Raw genomic sequence first — 18,329 nt, 5'->3', positions numbered from 1 at the left:
CAAAGAAAAATTTTGTATCTTATTGCCAGATTTTTTAGGAATTAATGCCCATAATAAAAGTACTATACCTCTAATCCCAGAAAGTAAAAAAGCTTTCTCAAGGATCTTTTATCGAAAACCGTCTCAATTATCCTTCGACACATTAATGCATAATGTGAGCTATTTTTATAGTACCTAAATCCTAGTAGGATATTTTCGCAAATCTAAGTAGGAAGATAGATGGAAGTTTCTGGACGCAACATCAATTACTCACTGAATCCTCTTCCGCCTCTTGAAGATTTTCCCGTCCTTCAAACTGAAAAATATACCCTACGGCTGGCGTCAACTAAAGAAGAATTAGAATCAATTTTTCGGTTGCGCTTTGAAGTTTTTAATCTGGAACTAGGCTTAGGATTATCTACTTCTAACTTTACCCAGATGGATATAGATAAGTTTGATGCGGTTTGTCATCATTTAATCTTGTTCTCCAAACAAACGGGTAAAACCATTGGAACTTATCGGATGCAAACCTATACAATGGCTTCTCAAAGACTAGGCTTTGATGCTGCCGATATATTTAATCTTAATGGAATTCCTGATTCTGTGCTGCGAGTATCTGTAGAAGTTGGACGTGCATGTATAGCTAAAGAATATCGCAACAGTCAGGCACTTTTATTACTCTGGGAAGGGCTGGCAAATTATCTGATCTGGAGTAAAAATCAATATTTCTTTGGATGTGCATCATTACTAACACAATGTCCTTGGCAAGCTACTTGCGCTTATGACTATTTTCGGCAGAATGGCTTGATGCATCCGAGTATTTTGGTCTATCCAAATTCACAATCTTCTCTACAACTCCCTCAAGATTGTCCAGATTCATATAATTTTGAAATTCCGAAAATTTTGCAGGCATATTTGAATATTGGAGCTAAAATATGCAGTGTCCCGGCTATTGATTCACAGTTTAAGACTATTGATTTTTTAACTATATCTAATAGTAAAGACTTTGCTAGATGGCGTTACCAAATTTTGTAAAAATTGTCTTTTTTGCTAAAGACTGTCATTTACAGGCGGCTAGAGGAACTAACTTTTGATGTTTACTCATTGCTCTGAATCAGGTGCGATCGCTCAAAGTATCTTTGATGAACAAACTCAGATATAATTTTTAGCGATCGCACCTCATTTATTCTTACTGACTCGATTATTGTAGATAAATTATTTATTGGGAAAATTACTTATGCACCATCTCAAATTGATTCCGAGTTGGTTGCGATTTTTAATTATTTTCTTATTGGCGATGGGTATTTTGTTTCGCTTCTTTAACCTTGATGGCAAAGTTTACTGGCATGATGAAACTTATGCCTCATTGCGGATTTCTGGTTACACAAAAACTGAAGCGAAACAGCAACTTTTTAATAATCGTGTCATTGGTGGAGAAAGTTTTACCCAGTTTCAAGGTGCAAATCCAGAAAAAAGCTTAAATGACACAATTATGTCTTTGGCAAAACAAGATCCACAGCATCCACCGTTGTATTACATCATAGCCAGATTGTGGATGGAAGTCTTTGGTAATTCGGTGACGGCGATTAGAAGTTTATCTGCCTGTATTAGTTTGCTGGTTTTCCCTTGTGTTTATTGGCTATGCCGAGAATTATTTAATGTGCCATTATCGGTTTCTGGTGTTGCGATGCCTGCGGCGAGCGTAGCCATCGCACTCATGGCCATCTCTCCAATTCACTTAGTATACGCCCAAGAAGCACAAGAATATATTCTTTGGTTAGTCACGATCTTACTATCCAGTGCGTCTTTACTGCGAGCGATGCAGGTAGAAGATGAGCTAGCAAAAGAACGACAACGACCAGATTTATTTGCTATCTGGAGCATTTATGCAGTAACTTTAGCCATTAGTCTTTATACATTTCTTTGGAGTGTATTTGTAGCACTTGCTCACGGCATTTATGTAATGATCGTCGCCAAATTTCAGTTTACTGAAACTGTCAGAACTTATCTGATAGCATCAATGGTAGGTTTTTTAGCCTTCATGCCTTGGATAACAGTTGTAATCGGTAATTTTTTTCAATTTTTGATTTCAGCAGATAAAACAACTTCACAGTCATCTTTAATGACTGTATTTCCATTTTTACTAATGCAGGTAAGCCGGATTTTTTTTGATATCAACCTTACTTCAGAAAATTCTTTAAACTATTTAATTACACCAATATTTTTAAGTTTGGTAGGATATGCAATTTATTTTCTTTGTCAAACAACTAACTATAAAGTCTGGTCTTTTATCATCACATTAATTGTAGTACCAGCATTACCCCTAATAATGCCAGATTTAATTGCTGGGGTTATACGATCATCTATCGAACCATATTTAATACCAGCTTATTTAGGAATCCAATTAGCTGTTGCTTATCTACTAGCTACACAAATATATAATGGGAGCGTGTCACGCCGGAGCATTTGGCACACAATCATGGCATTAGTGATTATTTGTGGTCTAATTTCTTTTAAGGTGAGTTCCCAGGCAGAAACTTGGTGGAATAAAGGTATGAACTATGGTAATCCACAAGTTGCCCAAATCATTAATCAGGCGAATCGTCCACTTTTGATTAGTGATGCTTTGGGTAATAATTATGGGAATGTTTTTTCTCTCAGCTATCTTTTAGAACCAAAAGTGCGATTTCTGTTGGTGAATAATCAAAAAACGCCTAAAATCCCTAATGGGTTTACTGATGTGTTTTTACTTAATCCTTCAGACACTTGGCGCGAAACAATTGAAAAAAAATATAAGCTAAAGACAGATATCGTTTATAGTGATGACTATTATTCGATCTGGAAACTTACTAAAAATCGTAATTTGCGCCGACGTAATATGTCGCCAAATAATCAATTATCTGCTAGTTTATAGTGCAATATGGATTTCAGGCAATGCATATTTAATTTTCATCAAATGTTTAGAGTACATAATTGTCTACAAGTTATTGTAAAATTTAGTTATGCGGCGTCTCAAACTTACACCAAATAGGTTGCGGTTTTTCATTGTCGTTTTATTAATGGTTGGGATATTTTTTCGCTTTTTTAACATTGACGGCAAAGTTTATTGGCATGATGAGACTTTTACTTCATTACGGATTTCTGGTTATACGGCAAACGAAGTAAGGCAGCAAATATTTAATGGTCGCATAATTACTAAAGAAAGTTTTGCCAAATTCCAAAGTCCTAATATGGAAAAGGGCTTAATTGACACAATTATGTCTTTGGAAACAGAAGATCCACAGCATCCCCCACTGTATTATATAATCGCTCGGTTTTGGGTGGGAATCTTTGGTAATTCGGTGACGGCTATCAGAAGTTTATCTGCCTTTATCAGCTTGTTGATTTTTCCGAGTATTTATTGGCTATGTCGAGAATTATTTAAAGCATCGGTGTGGGTATCAGAGGTTGCGATCGCACTCATGGCAATCTCCCCTATTCACCTAGTGTACGCCCAAGAAGCACGAGAATACATTCTCTGGGTGGTAACTATATTACTATCCAGCGCCTCGTTGCTACGAGCATTACGACTGGAATCAAAAAATCAAGCACCACGCATATTAAATTGGGGAATCTATGCAGTCACTTTAGCACTCAGCCTTTACACATTTTTGTTGAGTGGATTAGTAACATTTGCTCATGGAATTTATGTAATTACCACTGCCAGATTTAGGTTAAATCGGACAGTGAAAGCTTATCTATTAGCATCTTTAACAGGGTTTTTCGCCTTCACACCTTGGATATTAGTTGTAATAGATAATTTGTTGCAATTTGACAGTTCAACAGCCTGGACAAAAATGCAGTTTCCCCTAGAGATTTTAATTAAATCTTGGCTTTTACAGTTGAACCGGATTTTTCTTGATTTAAACTTTGGTTTTGAAAATTCCATTAGCTATATAATTACACCATTTTTTTTAACACTTATTGGATATTCTATTTATTTTATTTGTCGGACAACTAACTATAAAATCTGGTTGTTTGTTGTCACCTTGATTATAATTCCTGCACTACCTTTGGTGCTACCAGATTTAATCTTTGGGGGTATACGCTCACTTTCCGAACGTTATTTATTGCCTTCTTATTTGGGCATTCAATTAGCTGTTGCCTATCTCCTGACTACGCAGCTACATAATGAGAGTTTTGTACGCCGAAAAATTTGGCAGACAATTATAGGATTAGTGATTATTTGTGGGTTAGTTTCTTATGGAGTGAGTTCCCAAGCTGAAACTTGGTGGAGTAAGGTGATTAGCTATGGTAATCCACAAGCTGCAAAAATTATTAATCAGGCTGCTCATCCACTTTTGATTAGTGATGATTCTGGTATTAATTATGGGAATGTCTTTTCTCTCAGCTATCTTTTACAGCCAAAAGTGCAGTTTCAATTAGTAAAAGCTCAAACTATCCCAAATATTCCTGATGAGTTCACTGATATTTTTTTACTAAATCCTTCAGATAGCTGGCGCAAGCAAATAGAAAGAAATTATCAGTATAAAACAAATGTTTTATATAGTGACAATCATTACTTGCTCTGGAAAGTAGAAAATCCTCACTCATTGCACTAGTATGAGATACCGCGTTTGGGACAATTATTCAGTACTTGATAAGAATAAAATTTCAGATTTGAGAAACTGTCATTGCTCTTACATCTACTTTTTTATCAAATAGAATTCGTGGTTTCAGGAAAATTTTAAATATTAATAATAACGAATGTAATTCTCCTGGCGCATTCTGGCGCTTCCACTGTCCTGGACGACAAAATAGCATTTCTACAAGGCGGCGATGTTTATTTAAACTTACTGATTTAAACCTAAGCCGCACTGTGAAAGATCCATCTTTAAACCCAGTATTCACAAGCTCACCAGTTAGCCATAAATTTTCTTCTATAACTCCTATATTTATTAGTTGATGGGCAAATAAATTGATGGGTAACTTCTGAGTCATAGCAATTTCAACACCTGCTTCCGAAATCATTGTAGTCACACCCCACAAATTCTGACCGCCAACTCTTAACTGCACTATTCGCCGCAAATTAAACCATTCATACATATCTGCTTTTGGTGCATCTATTAAAATTAAAAGAGTGATACCAATCATAATCAAATTATAAATACTCCACAGCCAACCTAAATTGATACCTGTCATCTGTTGAGTGGTTTCTGGTGCAATATTTAGATTTAGCCACAAACTAATAGCAGTAGCAATAAACAAAAATATGAGAGGTATGGCTAAATTCCAATTAAAAGTATAACGATTTTTTACTATACCCTTTGGTGTAACTTTAAATCCTTTCGCAAAAGGATAAATCATCACTTGTAGGGTATTTATTGCCAAAGGAAAACAGATTACTAGTGAATAAATATCTGAGAGCAAACCTGAACAAGAACGATAAGTCAACCAAGAAAACGTTGCTAAATTCACTAAATAGTAAGGTAAGAAAAAAAATAATAATTCTGCTGCTGTTGAACGGATAGGAATTACATGGAAAAATGAATATGCTAATGGGATAAGTAGAAAATAGATACGCGAAATATTGCCAAACCAATATAGCAATGCTGCTAAACAAGCTAATCTCTGCATAAAAGTTAGCCCAGGAATTTTTAAAGGATTAGATTTAATAAATAGTGCCTGGAGTGTACCTTGTCCCCACCTTAATCGTTGAATTGCATAGCCGACGATATTTTCTGCTGCTAAACCAGCACTTAACTTTTCATTTAAATAAACTAAACGATAGCCTTGAGCAGATAAGCGAATTCCTGTGAAATAATCTTCACTTAAAGATTCAATTACAAAACCCCCAACTTCCTCTAAAGCACTCCTACGAACAACAAAGGATGTACCAGCACAGATTGCACTACCTGAAGAATCACGACTTGTCTGAATTTGGCGATGAAATACTTCTGCTTCATGGGTGAGAACATTTTCTAAGCCTAGATTACGGGCTATGGGGTCAGCATTATAAAAGCTTTGAGGTGTTTGTACAAGGGCAATTTTTGCATCTTGAAAAAATCCAACAGTGCGAGTGAGAAAGTTACTAGTAGGGATAAAATCGGCATCAAAAACTACTATTAATTCTCCATTAGTTTTAGCGATCGCATGATTCAAATTACCTGCTTTCGCATAACTATTATCAGGTCTTATTATATAATAACAACCTAATTCTTTTGCCAAATGCCTCATTTCTAAACGATTAGTATCATCCAAAAGATAGATTTTTTTACTTGCATAATTTAGGGCTTGACAACCAATAATTGTCCGCCGTAATATAAGAACTGGCTCGTTATAAGTTGGTATAAGAATATCAACAGTTGGTACAAAGCTACCACTGAGTACAGCTAATGATTTCATGTCTGCTTCTCGGTGACGTTCTTTGATATTCAACATGAAAAATAGCTGTATCGTGCTATTGACTATCACTAACATCTCTGCAAAAAATAACCCTAGACTAAATACCCCATTCAAGGGATCTACTAAATTTAAGCTAGAGAGCGATCGCCACAGAACATACCGCAAAGTTAAAATGATTAACATTCCCACTATTAACCGTTGCGACCAAATCCGTGGTATTGGAGATATTTTCATCACGACAAACACAGTTAACAAGCATCCAACAGTGGGTAGCAGTAAATATTTACCCTCTATTCTTGGAACTTCTAACCACATTGGTGAGTGCATTTGCCAGTAGTTGATTTGAGCAAAAATTCCACTAATTCTATCTTCACCAGCGAACCATCCTGCTATAATGATGCCAGAAAATAAAACAATGCCTAATAAAATCAGCGTTGCTGTGTGAAATTGAATAACTCCCTTAAAAACAGTATTTTGAGATGGTTTATAGCGAAGTTTTGATCCTGACATTTTATTTACCCTTTTTCACCTAAAACTATTGTGTAAAAAAGTATTTCACCAGATTTTTGTAACGGATTTTTTTGAAAAAATGTTACAAAACATTTCTAATAATACTTTATAGTCAAAGATTTCTATGTATTTTTTAACACATAACCTGTATTTTTTAGAGTCATAATCTTTTATAAGATATTCAAATATTTGCTTGATTAAAATCAGCTAAAAATAATAGAAATGAATATTAAACAAATTCTCATCTCAAATTAATTTAAATGATGGTACGATGACCTAGATTATCCTTTGAGATGAATTCAATGATTCATTTAAAGGTGTTGTATGCAAATAACAGATTTTCTTAGTCTTGTACATCCAGCGATCGCAATTATATTCGTGTTTCCACTCATCGGTACAGTAGTGAATTTTGCTTGGCAGACACGGCAACGCCGATTGCAAATTTTAGCTGGGAGTAAGAGCAAAATTCCTCCGGTGGTGGGTGGAGAACATAAGCAGTTAGGTGAAAAGCTAACAAGTGCAGTTGTCGGATTAACTTTAATCGGATTAAGCTACCCTATTAGCAAAAATATTATCACAAATCAATTGTGGAATAAAACACCTTTTCAAGTTGTTTTTATCCTGTTACTGTTTGCTGCCACCATCGCCTCTTTAGTATTTCTTTATCGGGCAAAGCAACGTGTATGGCGGGGAGTTTTTGCAACTTTAACTGGTGCAGGTTTAGTCATTTTAGGCTGTCAGGATGGAGTCTATCGCCGCACTAATGAGTGGTATTGGTCACATTATTATATTGGGATTACCGCAGCACTGCTGATGATTTTTTCATTAGCAATTGTTCAAGATATTTATCAAGATAAATCCAATCGCTGGCGTATAGTTCATACGATTTTAAACTGCATTGCTTTATTACTATTTATTGGACAAGGCATGACAGGCACACGAGACTTATTAGAAATTCCTCTGAGTTGGCAAGAACCCTATATTTATCAGTGTGATTTTGCTAATAAAACTTGTCCAACGCCAAATCCCCAAGTAGGAAAATAGGGTGGGGAATGGGGAAGAAGCAAGGGAGTAGGGAGCAGGGGGAAGAATTTTCCCCTCCGCCCTCCACACCCTGCCCCTCTGCTTCTTTTCAATGCCCAATCATTCCAGTGGTAAAGTCACAATTACCGTTGTGCCAACACCCTGCTCACTTTCTAATTGAATATGACCACCATGTAGCTCCACACATTTTTTCACTATAGTGAGTCCTAGTCCTGTTCCTTGAATTACACCCACATTACTGGCGCGATAGAAGGTTTGAAACAGACGGGCTTGGTCTTTGAGGGGAATGCCCATTCCCCGATCTTTTACCTGGAAAGTTGCGAGGCGATCTTGGCAAATTAAATCAAACCAAATAGTGCTATGTTGAGGGGAATATTTGATGGCATTAGAAATTAAATTGGTTAAGATACAATTTAGTAGGTCTTCATCCATTTGGGCTTGGGTTGATTTTCCTTGACAAGTAAAGATAATACTGTGCTGACTACCTGCATTAATTTGAAGAATATCTGTGAGTTCGCTGCAAAAATTTTCTAAATTTAAAAGTGTAGGTTTGTATTCGAGTTTTGCCGCTTCTGTTTTACTCAAAAACAATATCTCATTTAAGAGATGAAGCATTTGGTTTATAGCATTTTGTATACGATCAAAATATTTAGTTCTCCGTTCATCAGTTAGTTTATCACTGTTATATTCCAGGATATCTACAGCCGTCCGAATTGTAGTCATAGGGGTGCGAAACTCATGAGAAACCATTGCGACAAAGTTGGACTTTAACTCGTTGAGTTCCTGTTCCTTTGCTAGGGCTTGACGGGTGCGTTCTTCACTTTCCCGTAGTTGGTTAAGAATTTCGCTCCTTTCAATGGCATAGCGAATAGCACGTACTAGCCTTTGTATAGTGATTTGATCTTTAACGAGATAGTCTTGTGCGCCTTCTGCTAATGCTTGCATTGCTAAGTCTTCATCATCAAGACCTGTTAACACCACTACTGGAATATCGGGTACTGCTGCCCGATATTCTTTCAACGTTTCCAATCCAATAGAGTCTGGGAGGCTGAGGTCTAACAAAACTAGGTCGAATCTGCGTTGTCTTCGACTCACTATCTGAGAATTATTAAGGGTGGATGCGGAATTTTCTCTGCTAGCATCTATTGCCTCAGATAGCCGTTCAACATGTAACATCTGCCATTTTTCTTGATCTGTATGTAAAAATATCCGACGTAGCAGATGGGCATCACTGGCACTATCTTCTACTAATAGAATGTGAATTGTGAGCTTTTCCATAGTACAGGGTTATATCAATTTGTTAGATAATCACCTGATTTCCTATTTGTTAAATAGGACTTAATTGTCTCGTGTTTTAAGGAGGCAGGAGGCTCAGTTGGAATCCCCATAAATAAACTTAGGGGATTTAATAAAGACTTAGTATTTCTTGCGCCCAATAGGTGACGCTCTTAACGTCGCTCTAAGCGTTCGCGGTAGCGTCTTGTAGAGAAGCCATGCCGAAGGTGTTGCCTCTCGTTCGCACTAGCGTCTCCCCTTGGGAGAAGAGAAGGCTTTACGCTGCGCTAACACCAGTCGCCTACGGCGGGTTTCCCACCTACCGCGCTGGTTCACTGCACCACTCGTTATACATATTTTTTCTTTTTTTCGTAAATAAATTTAGGGGCTTTAAACCCTTGATTGCTGAGGACAAAAAATATATTTTCTTCCTCCTGCTTCCTGCCTCCTACCCTCTGCTTTTCTTCGGTAAGTAACAATTGAAATTTCCAACCCAATTACTTTTGTGGTAATCTTGCTGCTATCAGCCAGAAATCTTTAATCAGCTGCACAACTTGAATGAACTGGTAGATATCAATGGGTTTTGTAACATAGCAATTAGCACTGAGGTTATAGGATTGTAAGATATCCTGCTCATCAGTTGAGGTAGTGATGATGACAACAGGGATGGACTTAAGATTTGGGTCTGATTTGATTTCTGTTAACACTTCACGCCCATCCATTCCTGGAAGATTTAGATCGAGTAAGATTAAATCTGGACGGGGAACATTAGTAAACTCTTCTTGCTCCCGTAAGTAATTCATAGCACTTTCACCATCTTCAACCCAGTGCAAGTTGTTGGCGATTTGAGCATTTGAAAAGCCTTTGATGGTTAGGTTTGCATCACTAGGAGAGTCTTCAACTAGTAAAACTTCAATAGGTCGCAATGCTTGACGATGAATCATGCAGTTATTAGAGAGCTATTAGGCGGATATACAGTATATATACTAAAGATACCTTAATTTGCGTTGAGAGTAAGATAGAATACTGTTCCTATGCCTGGTTCCGACTCAGCCCAGATGCGACCACCATGCCGCTCGACAATTTTTTTGCAGATAGCTAGACCAATGCCTGTACCAGGAAATTCTCGACGAGTATGAAGACGGCGGAAAACCTCAAAAATCCGCTCAAGATACTGTGGTTTAATACCTATGCCATTATCTTGTACCCAGATGAGCCATTCTGAGTGCTGAGTGCTAAGTGCTGAGTGCTGAGTGCTGAGTGAGGAGTGAGGAGTAGGAAGTGAGGAGTTAGGTTTTTCTTCTGCCTCCCCTGCTTCCCTTGCCTCCCTTGCCTCCCCTGCTTTTCTAAGGATGGCGCCAATATGAATCTGAGGTGGCTCCTGTCGGCAAAACTTGATAGCATTGCCGATCAGATTTTGGAATAACTGCACCATTTGGGTTTTGTCTGCGTACAACTTTGGCAAAGGTTCATGGGTGATGATGGCTTTGCTTTGAGCGATCGCCACATGTAAATTATTAAGAGCTAGATTGAGTGCAGTATTACAGTCAACAAGGACAAATTCTTGACCGCGAGTCCCCACGCGAGAATAAACTAGCAGGTCTTGAATCAACTGCTGCATCCGCTTTGCGCCGTCGATAATATAACCAAAATATTCTTGGGCAGATTCATCTAGACGGTCTTGATATTCATTTTCTAATAATTGGGTATAGCCTGTCACGGCTCGTAATGGTTCTTGTAAATCGTGGGAAGCCACATAAGCAAATTGTTCTAACTCTTGGTTAGAGCGTTTTAGTTCCTCATTTAGCTTTTGTAATTCCGCCGTCCGTACCTGTACTTTGATTTCTAATTCCTCATTAGCCTTTTGTAGTGCAAGTTGTGCAAGGTTGCGATCGCGCAGGGCAATTTGTTGTTCTGTAATATCGGTGTGAGTACCTACCCACTCTTGAATCTCGTCATTGGCATCCAGTACGGGAACTGCGCGCGCGGCAAAAAATCGATAGCTACCATCTGCAACCCTTAGGCGATGCTCACTAAAATAAAGATTTTTGGTTTTTAGTGCCTGAGTCCATAACAACTCTGACAACTCCCGATCTTCAGGATGAATTGCATTCAACCATCCCCACCCCTCGACTTGAGCATCACTTTGCCCAGTCAAGGCTATCCAAGACGAAAAGTCTTTTGGCATCCCTTTCGTATCAGCTATCCAGACAGCTTGAGAAGTCGCAACTACCAGTGAACGATAGCGTCTTTCATTCTCTTCTAGGGCAATTTCTGCAAATTTTTGGCGAGTTATATCTTGAAAGAATACTGATACTCCTTCCGGTGATGGGTAAATGCAATATTCAAACCAGCGCTCAAACGGTGGATAAAATTCCTGCATCTGAATGACTTGCTGTTCTGCCAAAGCCTGGAAATAGACATGATAAAACTGATATTCCACAGCTTTGGGGAATACTTCCCAAATGTTTTTACCAATTAAGTCTGCGGGGTGATAGTTGAATATTTGTCCTGCCCTCTGATTGATGTAGGTGCAGCATGAGTTGCGATCAAGAGCAACAAAGGCATCTGTAATAGTCTCTAAAATATCTGCCAGTTTTGCTTTTGCAGCTTGTTGTTCCAGACGAATGGCTTCTTGGGATAAAGCCTGGTTAAGACGAATTTGCTTTTGCAGTAGTAAATAAACCACAATTAGCAAAAGGAAACTTAAAACATACCCTAGACCTAATACAATTAATACTTGGCGAAAAAGATCATCTGTAGTGGCTATCCGCCGTTGCAATAAAGTTTTTTCTTCATTGTGCATTGCGTCAAGTTGTTCGCGAATCTCTATACTCCGATCTGCGATCGCTATTTGAGTTGACTGATCTAAACTTACTTGCCCAACCAAATCAATGGATTGCTCAAGCAAGGAAAATTTCTGTGCAATCAGAGATTCCAGTGTATCAAGCCGCCTTTGTTGGCTAAGATTATCACTACTTAGCTGTCGGATGACTTTAAGCACCTCATAGACCTTCTGCTTCTCGCCTTGATAAATTTCTCGGTAAACTGTGTTTTTCGTGAGAATATAACTACTTCGTGCGCCTTCAGCATTACTGAGACTGATATGCGTATGATCTATGGCTTCTATCACTTGATGAGTATGAAATACCCATCGCTTTTCTTCCGTCAATCTTTGGATACTTAAGTAAGAAGCTGTTCCGACACCACACAATAGCAGTAATGCCAAGCTAAAACCGCCTGGAACCAATTTTTCTAACAGTTTGTTCATGGAATACTCGCAAAAGTGTAGCTAATAATCACATCAGTTTTAGCTCTAATAGCAAGCTTATGACGATCCTCTAATCAAAAAATACAGTATTATTACGTAGATATAGTTATATATTGAAAACTATGTTTATGTTGCTAGATGCATCAAAGCTTCGGATTGCGATACCTGCGGTTAAGGACTTCCAAATAAAAAATATCCTATCGTTTTGACGGCAGGGGCAGGGTGCAGGCAATACTTTTCGGATAAACCCAACAATCTCTCTTTTGATCTGGGGAAAGGTTAAAGGGGAAGGGTAAGGGTTTGAATTTACCTTTACCCCTTCCCCTTTCTCCCAAAACCCGAAAAGTATTGAGGGTGTAGGGAGAAAGAAAATCGGACGTTGCTGAGTTTTGTGCCACAAAAAAATGAGTGGATAATTGTGGCTGTTAGACCATATATCCACTCAAGATTTACCGTATTCGGGTTACAACAAAAGACCCTACGAGATGATTAAAACTTGGGAAAATTCAAATCAATTAACGTGACTCAGTTCCTTGATTGGGACTACCTGCTACAGAATCTTCTCCTGGTGCTTCTGGAGTAGCAGTAGGTTTAGCATCACTCTTTTCCGCATCGCCAGTTTTGCGGGTACTTTCGTCTATAGGGGTTTGGTAGCCACCAGAAGCGGTAGGCGTAGTTTCTTCATTCTTAGATTTTTCTTTTTGTTGTTCAGCCATGATTACATTCCTGATTATTTATTGTTAGGACTATCTTAAAAAATTAGGAGTGTGAGTGTATCTATCCAAAATCTAGTTATGCCTGATTCGTTTCTCTATCGTAAGTATTGTTTTTTAAATTTGGTGGTGGTAAGAGCAAGTACCATAATTTTTTGATTTTACACCCAGTCCCCAATCCCTAATCCCCAGTCCCCTTTACAACATTCTCTAAAAGTACTCCAAGTAAAAAAATGCCCAATTGTCATTGCGATCGAAACGGAGTGTAGCGAACGCGAGTGCGTCTCCAAGAGTTGCAATCTCAAGCTCTTTGCGATTGCTTCATTCCGCTTTACTTCATTCGTAATGACAGGTTTTGGATCATTTATCGTTTGGAACACTCTAAGTAAATAAAGTTAATAATATGATGTGATGATTGCGATCCCAACTATCAAAGTATAATTAATGAACCAGAGCAATCTGTCGTTACCATCTGGATGTGTCCTTCGTAAGGCAACCTCTGCCGATCAGTGGTCAATTCGATTGCTGGTATTCTCAGCAAGACTCGACCCAACTCAATTAAATTGGCAACAATTTTGGATAATTGAATGCAATGAAAATCTTATAGCTTGTGGACAGCTACGTAACTTTTCAGGGGCGCAAGAACTTGGTAGTTTAGTTGTCGCATCAACTTGGAGAGGTCGCGGTTTAGGTACTTTATTAACGCAGCATTTGATTAATACAGCAACGCGACCACTTTATCTAGAATGTTTAGGTCAACGACTAGTGCAGTTTTATAGTCGCTTTGACTTTGTGCCAATATCTTTTGAAGACTTGCCACAATTTCCCAAGACAAGAGGATTATCTACGCTCAAGGGAAAATTTAGATTCTCACAACTAGCTAAAAAGCTGCTCAGAGTTCCTGTGGTATTTATGAAGTATCAAGGTCAGGCTAATTCGTAATTCGTAATACTCGCCAAGGGCGAGAAGCAAGCTACGTAATTCGTAATTTTAAGATAGATACGCAGAATAAGGCTCGATACAAGATGTTTCCAACCCTTTAAGTAAGTCGGCATAATAAAACCAAATTGTGTGAATAAAAGTAAACAAGGCTCAAACCCTTTCTTCCCCTGCTCCCTGCCTTATCCCAACGATAATTATTTACGCCGACCTACTTACTCTCCCTTATTCCCCATTCCCCATTTTCAAATCGGAGGTTTCGCAAAAATTGTTAGCAAGACAGGCCCTAGTAAATAATGGTGATTCAAACACAATAGCCCAGCGGAGGAGCCAAGAAGTTGACGTTGATTAGGGCTGTAGAGTCTAATTCCACGGGGAGAGACTGGCAATAATTGAGGTTCTGTCTCTTTTTTAGAAGTAATGTCAACTAAATAAAAGCGTCCACCAGGAGAAAGTACCCGTGCTATCTCACTAAGCACCTGTTTTGGTTCCAAATAGTGCAAGAAGCTGATAGTACTAAAAACAGCATCAAACTGACTATCAGCAAAGGGAAGAGACTCAGCTTTCCCCTCAATATAAATTAAACGTGGACGGTGGCGGTTACTCTGTCTTGCTACCCGCAACATATTAGCAGACAAATCCAATCCGGTGGCTTGCAAGTCGGGAAACTGAGTAGCAAGGCGCTCAAGTAAGCGGCCAGTACCACAGCCGATATCAAGTACATTTGCTGGCTCTGGTAATTCGATGTACTCTAGTAAGCGTTTGTGAACGGCTCGATAAAACACTGATGGAAAGAGCCAGTCGTAACTTGGTGCCCATCGGTCAAAAAGTAGCTTTTTATTACTGAAAAAGTCATTAGTCATTAGTTTTCGCAGCTTCCCTAAAGCTGGATGCTTTTTTAGGGTGAGTTTAGCTGCGCCTCCAAGAATTTGTTTAACGTGTTGCGGAAGTCCCCACCTTCAATGTACTCATAAGTGGAGATTGCGAGCGGGGGGTGTTCGCAAAGCGTCACGTTCGCGTAGCGCCTCGTTAGAGAAGCGAAGATTGCATCCAGTATTTTTTTGCGTCAGCACAAAAGATATATTCGCCTTGATAAATTATCGGGAATTGTAGCAGATGAATGTGTAGTTAATAGTATGCTGACGAACTTATGCCATCTCTTTAGATAACCAAAGAACGAACAATTAGTGCATAAAACTACAGAACCTAAGCGTATATATTTATAAAGGTTCATAAAGGTTCAAATATAACAAACTCAATCTAGTTGGAAATTATCAAGGTGAAAAATTATGACAAACTTTATTCAAATCCGGTTACACAATGATCTATTGCGCCCAGTCCGCGAGTGGTTGGAAACTATAGAAATTCATCACTCCCAAGTAGCTCATTTTCTGTGCAAAGCTATTCCTGCCCAGTGTCCTTTTGAGCGAGATATCACGCTGTTTGGTCGGAAGCTATTGCATATTCCACCGATGTGTAAATTAAATCCTCTGTACGAGGAAGTGGTTGGTTTGCGTTTTAAAGCGCTCTGTTATCTTGCCGATGAATGCGGTGAAGATGTCACAGCCTATTGCTAATTGGCTGTTGTATCGTTCTTTAATCGAGCAGCGATTGCTAATTGCAGACTTACGGTTGTTACTTACTCAGGTTTATACTAAGCTAACGTACACCTAATTATTAGATGTTTGGCTATTACAGCAGTTTTCATGTATTTGAACCACATCTGTTGTAGGGGTATAGCATTACTCATTAGTGTCAACTTAAGCTGAAACTCCTTTAAAACCTCGTTTCCAGCCTCCGGCTGGAAATGCAACTCAAAAGCGGCTCTGCCGCGAGTTCGAGAGGCGGAGCCTCAACGACGAGCATTCCCAGTCGGAGACTGGGAACGAGTTAATCTAAGAGCTAGTTCTAGGCTAACTTTCACGTTAAGTTGACACCAATGAGCAATGCTGTGCCCCTACCGCGTGGTCTATTTACCTTGAAAATAGCTGTAAGTAGCTGACACCTTGCTAAAGTGTTTGCAGACCGTATTATTGCTTACCGTACCCTGCTGAAATCATTAACATCATCATGACGCACATCTTACTGGTTGAAGATGAGGTCAAACTGGCACGATTTGTCGAATTGGAATTGAATTATGAAGGCTATCAAGTCAGTATTGCCTACGATGGATTGACTGCACTCACCGCAGCGCGTGAGTTACATCTGGATTTAGTAATTTTAGATTGGATGTTGCCTGGTTTGTCGGGGTTGGAAATTTATCGCCCCTTGCGAAATATTATTGATAAAGTGCCAATAATTTTATTAACGGTCAAAGATGAAGTAAGCGATCGCATTGCAGGCTTAGATGCTGGTGCTGATGATTACCTCGTTAAACCCTTCAGCGTTGATGAATTATTAGCTAGAGTGGGCGCTCACCTCCGAAGAAGCTACCAAGCAGACGCCACAGATGTTTTAGAATTTGAAGACCTGAGTTTAAATCGTCGCACGCGAGAGGTGTACCGAAATCAGCGGTTAATTGAGTTGACTGCTAAGGAATTTGATTTACTAGAATATTTATTAGCCAATCCGCGACAGGTAATTACCTGCGATCGCATTTTAGAGGAAGTCTGGGGTTATGACTTCATCGGCGATGCCAATATTATAGAAGCTTATATTCGCTACCTACGCCTGAAACTTGAAGCCAACAACGAAAAATGCCTCATTCAAACTGTGAGTGGTGTTGGGTATACATTGTGTGATTGAATTTGGGGATTGGGGACTGGGGAAAATTGTTGAACAAGTTTTTCTCTTGTCTTCTTCAGGATAGTTTCATACAAATAGAGAAAAACTGCAACTAGTTTTCAAAGCCTTTTGACCTTTCTAGGAGAGGTTAGAAGAGGGGTTAAAATCTATGGTTCTACACGAGAAATCAAGACTTCCATATTTTTATTTTTTCCTATGAAACTACCCTATCCCTTTTTCTTGTCTCTTACCAATTCCCAATCCCCAGTCCCCAGTCCCCAATCCCTAGTCCCCAGTCCCTAGCCCCCAGTCCCCACTGTCGTATGAAAATTTAGGGTTTTTGGCAATCATCATCAAAAACTCATCCAACTCGGAGTTAACTATACTAGGATGCACAAAGCTGTCATAATCTAAAATCTAAAATCCAAAATGGCATGACCTATCTAGAAACAGCAGCGCAGTTTTACCGCGAAGTTGCCCAAACCCCACAAGTTGGACTTTGTTGTGTGCAAAGTACGCCCCTGCAACTACCAGGATTGAAAATTCCTTTGCCAATGCAGGAAATGAATTATGGTTGTGGTACCACTGTTCACTCCACAGAATTAGGAAACCAGCCTACTGTACTCTATGTTGGCGTTGGTGGCGGCTTAGAAGCGTTGCAATTCGCTTATTTTTCACGCTATACAAGTGCTGTAATTGCCATTGAACCGGTTGCGGCGATGCGAGAAGCAGCCACACATAATCTAGAAATTGCAGCTCAACAAAACCCTTGGTTTGACCCCAGCTTTGTAGAAATCCGCGAAGGTGATGCTTTTAACTTACCTGTTGCTGATGCTAGCGTCGATATCGTGGCACAGAATTGCCTTTTCAACATCTTTGAACCAGAAGATTTAACTCTTGCTTTAAAAGAAGCATATCGGGTATTAAAACCAGGTGGACGGTTGCAGATGAGCGATCCAATTGCGACTCGTCCAATTCCAGAACATCTCCAACAAGATGAACGACTGAGAGCTATGTGTTTATCAGGCGCACTCACATATCAACAGTATACTGAACGGATTATACATGCGGGTTTTGGTCAAGTTGAAATTCGCGCTCGTCGTCCTTATCGTCTCCTAGATTCTCAAACTTATAATTTAGAAGAAAACCTACTTTTAGAAAGTCTAGATTCTGTCTCTTTTAAAGTTGTAATTCCAGAAGATGGTGCTTGCATTTTTACTGGCAAAACAGCAATTTATGCTGGTACTGAACCTTTCTTTGATGATTCAGCAGGTCATCTACTTCAGCGAGGTATTCCCGCCGCAGTGTGTGATAAAACCGCTGCTAAACTTGCCGCTATCAAGCCACAAGAAATTGTTGTTACTAATTCAACTTGGCACTATAGCGGTGGTGGTTGCTGTTAAATTTTTCAGAAAGAATTCAGAATTATTCTGTACGACTGGGAAATAAATGCACAATTAAATATTTCACTGATTTCATTCTGGATTCTG

At 39.0% G+C, this 18,329-nt stretch carries 14 protein-coding genes; 8 read left to right on the top strand and 6 right to left on the bottom strand.

What is annotated here, in order from left to right; genetic code table 11:
- Positions 1–219 precede the first annotated feature (219 nt).
- The 3 genes from FD723_RS28030 (at position 220) to FD723_RS28020 (ending at position 4,580) form a co-directional block, all read left to right on the top strand.
- Positions 220–1,014 carry a GNAT family N-acetyltransferase gene (locus tag FD723_RS28030; RefSeq protein WP_179068286.1) on the top strand — a complete coding sequence of 265 codons (795 nt, stop codon included), beginning with the start codon at positions 220–222 and terminating at the stop codon, positions 1,012–1,014.
- Positions 1,015–1,216: 202 nt separating this feature from the next.
- Positions 1,217–2,893, top strand: coding sequence for a glycosyltransferase family 39 protein (locus tag FD723_RS28025; RefSeq protein ID WP_179068285.1), 1,677 nt, complete (start codon positions 1,217–1,219; stop codon positions 2,891–2,893).
- Positions 2,894–2,981: 88 nt separating this feature from the next.
- The gene (locus FD723_RS28020) at positions 2,982–4,580 is read left to right on the top strand and encodes a glycosyltransferase family 39 protein (protein WP_179068284.1); all 1,599 of its coding nucleotides are present in this window, start codon (positions 2,982–2,984) and stop codon (positions 4,578–4,580) included.
- A 52-nt stretch (positions 4,581–4,632) separates the two neighbouring features.
- On the opposite strand, the gene FD723_RS28015 is transcribed toward FD723_RS28020, so the two are convergent.
- Positions 4,633–6,873, bottom strand: coding sequence for a glycosyltransferase (locus FD723_RS28015; protein WP_179068283.1), 2,241 nt, complete (start codon positions 6,871–6,873; stop codon positions 4,633–4,635).
- Between the two features lie 324 nt (positions 6,874–7,197).
- Between FD723_RS28015 and FD723_RS28010 the strand changes: the two genes are divergently transcribed.
- Positions 7,198–7,917 (top strand): DUF4079 domain-containing protein, encoded by a 720-nt coding sequence (locus FD723_RS28010; RefSeq protein ID WP_179068282.1) that lies wholly within the window; start codon positions 7,198–7,200, stop codon positions 7,915–7,917.
- Positions 7,918–8,016: 99 nt separating this feature from the next.
- On the opposite strand, the gene FD723_RS28005 is transcribed toward FD723_RS28010, so the two are convergent.
- The 4 genes from FD723_RS28005 to FD723_RS27990 form a co-directional block, all read right to left on the bottom strand.
- Positions 8,017–9,195: a hybrid sensor histidine kinase/response regulator gene (locus FD723_RS28005; protein WP_179068281.1), complete on the bottom strand. Its 1,179-nt coding sequence runs from the start codon at positions 9,193–9,195 to the stop codon at positions 8,017–8,019.
- Between the two features lie 494 nt (positions 9,196–9,689).
- Positions 9,690–10,136 (bottom strand): response regulator, encoded by a 447-nt coding sequence (locus FD723_RS28000; RefSeq protein WP_179068280.1) that lies wholly within the window; start codon positions 10,134–10,136, stop codon positions 9,690–9,692.
- 53 nt (positions 10,137–10,189) lie between these two features.
- Positions 10,190–12,463, bottom strand: coding sequence for a PAS domain S-box protein (locus FD723_RS27995; RefSeq protein WP_179068279.1), 2,274 nt, complete (start codon positions 12,461–12,463; stop codon positions 10,190–10,192).
- Positions 12,464–12,978: 515 nt separating this feature from the next.
- Positions 12,979–13,179: a hypothetical protein gene (locus tag FD723_RS27990; protein WP_179068278.1), complete on the bottom strand. Its 201-nt coding sequence runs from the start codon at positions 13,177–13,179 to the stop codon at positions 12,979–12,981.
- Between the two features lie 441 nt (positions 13,180–13,620).
- Here FD723_RS27990 and FD723_RS27985 point away from each other — a divergent pair, with 441 nt between their 5' ends.
- Complete coding sequence (locus tag FD723_RS27985; protein ID WP_179068277.1) at positions 13,621–14,118, top strand: GNAT family N-acetyltransferase; 498 nt, start codon at positions 13,621–13,623, stop codon at positions 14,116–14,118.
- A gap of 242 nt (positions 14,119–14,360) precedes the next feature.
- On the opposite strand, the gene FD723_RS27980 is transcribed toward FD723_RS27985, so the two are convergent.
- Positions 14,361–14,978, bottom strand: a complete 618-nt coding sequence (locus FD723_RS27980; RefSeq protein WP_179068276.1) for a class I SAM-dependent methyltransferase — start codon at positions 14,976–14,978, stop codon at positions 14,361–14,363.
- Between the two features lie 426 nt (positions 14,979–15,404).
- On the opposite strand from FD723_RS27980, the gene FD723_RS27975 reads away from it, so the two are divergent.
- The 3 genes from FD723_RS27975 to arsM all read left to right on the top strand — a co-directional run bounded on the left by FD723_RS27975 (position 15,405) and on the right by arsM (position 18,242).
- Positions 15,405–15,692: a Mo-dependent nitrogenase C-terminal domain-containing protein gene (locus FD723_RS27975; RefSeq protein ID WP_179068275.1), complete on the top strand. Its 288-nt coding sequence runs from the start codon at positions 15,405–15,407 to the stop codon at positions 15,690–15,692.
- A gap of 493 nt (positions 15,693–16,185) precedes the next feature.
- Positions 16,186–16,860 (top strand): response regulator transcription factor, encoded by a 675-nt coding sequence (locus FD723_RS27970; RefSeq protein ID WP_179068274.1) that lies wholly within the window; start codon positions 16,186–16,188, stop codon positions 16,858–16,860.
- 413 nt (positions 16,861–17,273) lie between these two features.
- Positions 17,274–18,242: an arsenosugar biosynthesis arsenite methyltransferase ArsM gene (gene arsM, locus FD723_RS27965; protein WP_179068273.1), complete on the top strand. Its 969-nt coding sequence runs from the start codon at positions 17,274–17,276 to the stop codon at positions 18,240–18,242.
- Positions 18,243–18,329: the final 87 nt, after the last annotated feature.

The sequence above is a fragment of the Nostoc sp. C052 genome (assembly GCF_013393905.1).
GTDB lineage: Bacteria > Cyanobacteriota > Cyanobacteriia > Cyanobacteriales > Nostocaceae > Nostoc.
This window is presented reverse-complemented; position numbering and strand designations above follow the sequence as displayed.

Bases quoted from the DNA above. Each gene is read 5' to 3' on its own strand.
- FD723_RS28030 (WP_179068286.1), top strand. From the start codon at position 220: ATGGAAGTTTCTGGACGCAACATCAATTACTCACTGAATCCTCTTCCG.
- FD723_RS28025 (WP_179068285.1), top strand. From the start codon at position 1,217: ATGCACCATCTCAAATTGATTCCGAGTTGGTTGCGATTTTTAATTATT.
- FD723_RS28020 (WP_179068284.1), top strand. From the start codon at position 2,982: ATGCGGCGTCTCAAACTTACACCAAATAGGTTGCGGTTTTTCATTGTC.
- FD723_RS28015 (WP_179068283.1), bottom strand. From the start codon at position 6,873: ATGTCAGGATCAAAACTTCGCTATAAACCATCTCAAAATACTGTTTTT.
- FD723_RS28010 (WP_179068282.1), top strand. From the start codon at position 7,198: ATGCAAATAACAGATTTTCTTAGTCTTGTACATCCAGCGATCGCAATT.
- FD723_RS28005 (WP_179068281.1), bottom strand. From the start codon at position 9,195: ATGGAAAAGCTCACAATTCACATTCTATTAGTAGAAGATAGTGCCAGT.
- FD723_RS28000 (WP_179068280.1), bottom strand. From the start codon at position 10,136: ATGATTCATCGTCAAGCATTGCGACCTATTGAAGTTTTACTAGTTGAA.
- FD723_RS27995 (WP_179068279.1), bottom strand. From the start codon at position 12,463: ATGAACAAACTGTTAGAAAAATTGGTTCCAGGCGGTTTTAGCTTGGCA.
- FD723_RS27990 (WP_179068278.1), bottom strand. From the start codon at position 13,179: ATGGCTGAACAACAAAAAGAAAAATCTAAGAATGAAGAAACTACGCCT.
- FD723_RS27985 (WP_179068277.1), top strand. From the start codon at position 13,621: ATGAACCAGAGCAATCTGTCGTTACCATCTGGATGTGTCCTTCGTAAG.
- FD723_RS27980 (WP_179068276.1), bottom strand. From the start codon at position 14,978: ATGACTAATGACTTTTTCAGTAATAAAAAGCTACTTTTTGACCGATGG.
- FD723_RS27975 (WP_179068275.1), top strand. From the start codon at position 15,405: ATGACAAACTTTATTCAAATCCGGTTACACAATGATCTATTGCGCCCA.
- FD723_RS27970 (WP_179068274.1), top strand. From the start codon at position 16,186: ATGACGCACATCTTACTGGTTGAAGATGAGGTCAAACTGGCACGATTT.
- arsM (WP_179068273.1), top strand. From the start codon at position 17,274: ATGACCTATCTAGAAACAGCAGCGCAGTTTTACCGCGAAGTTGCCCAA.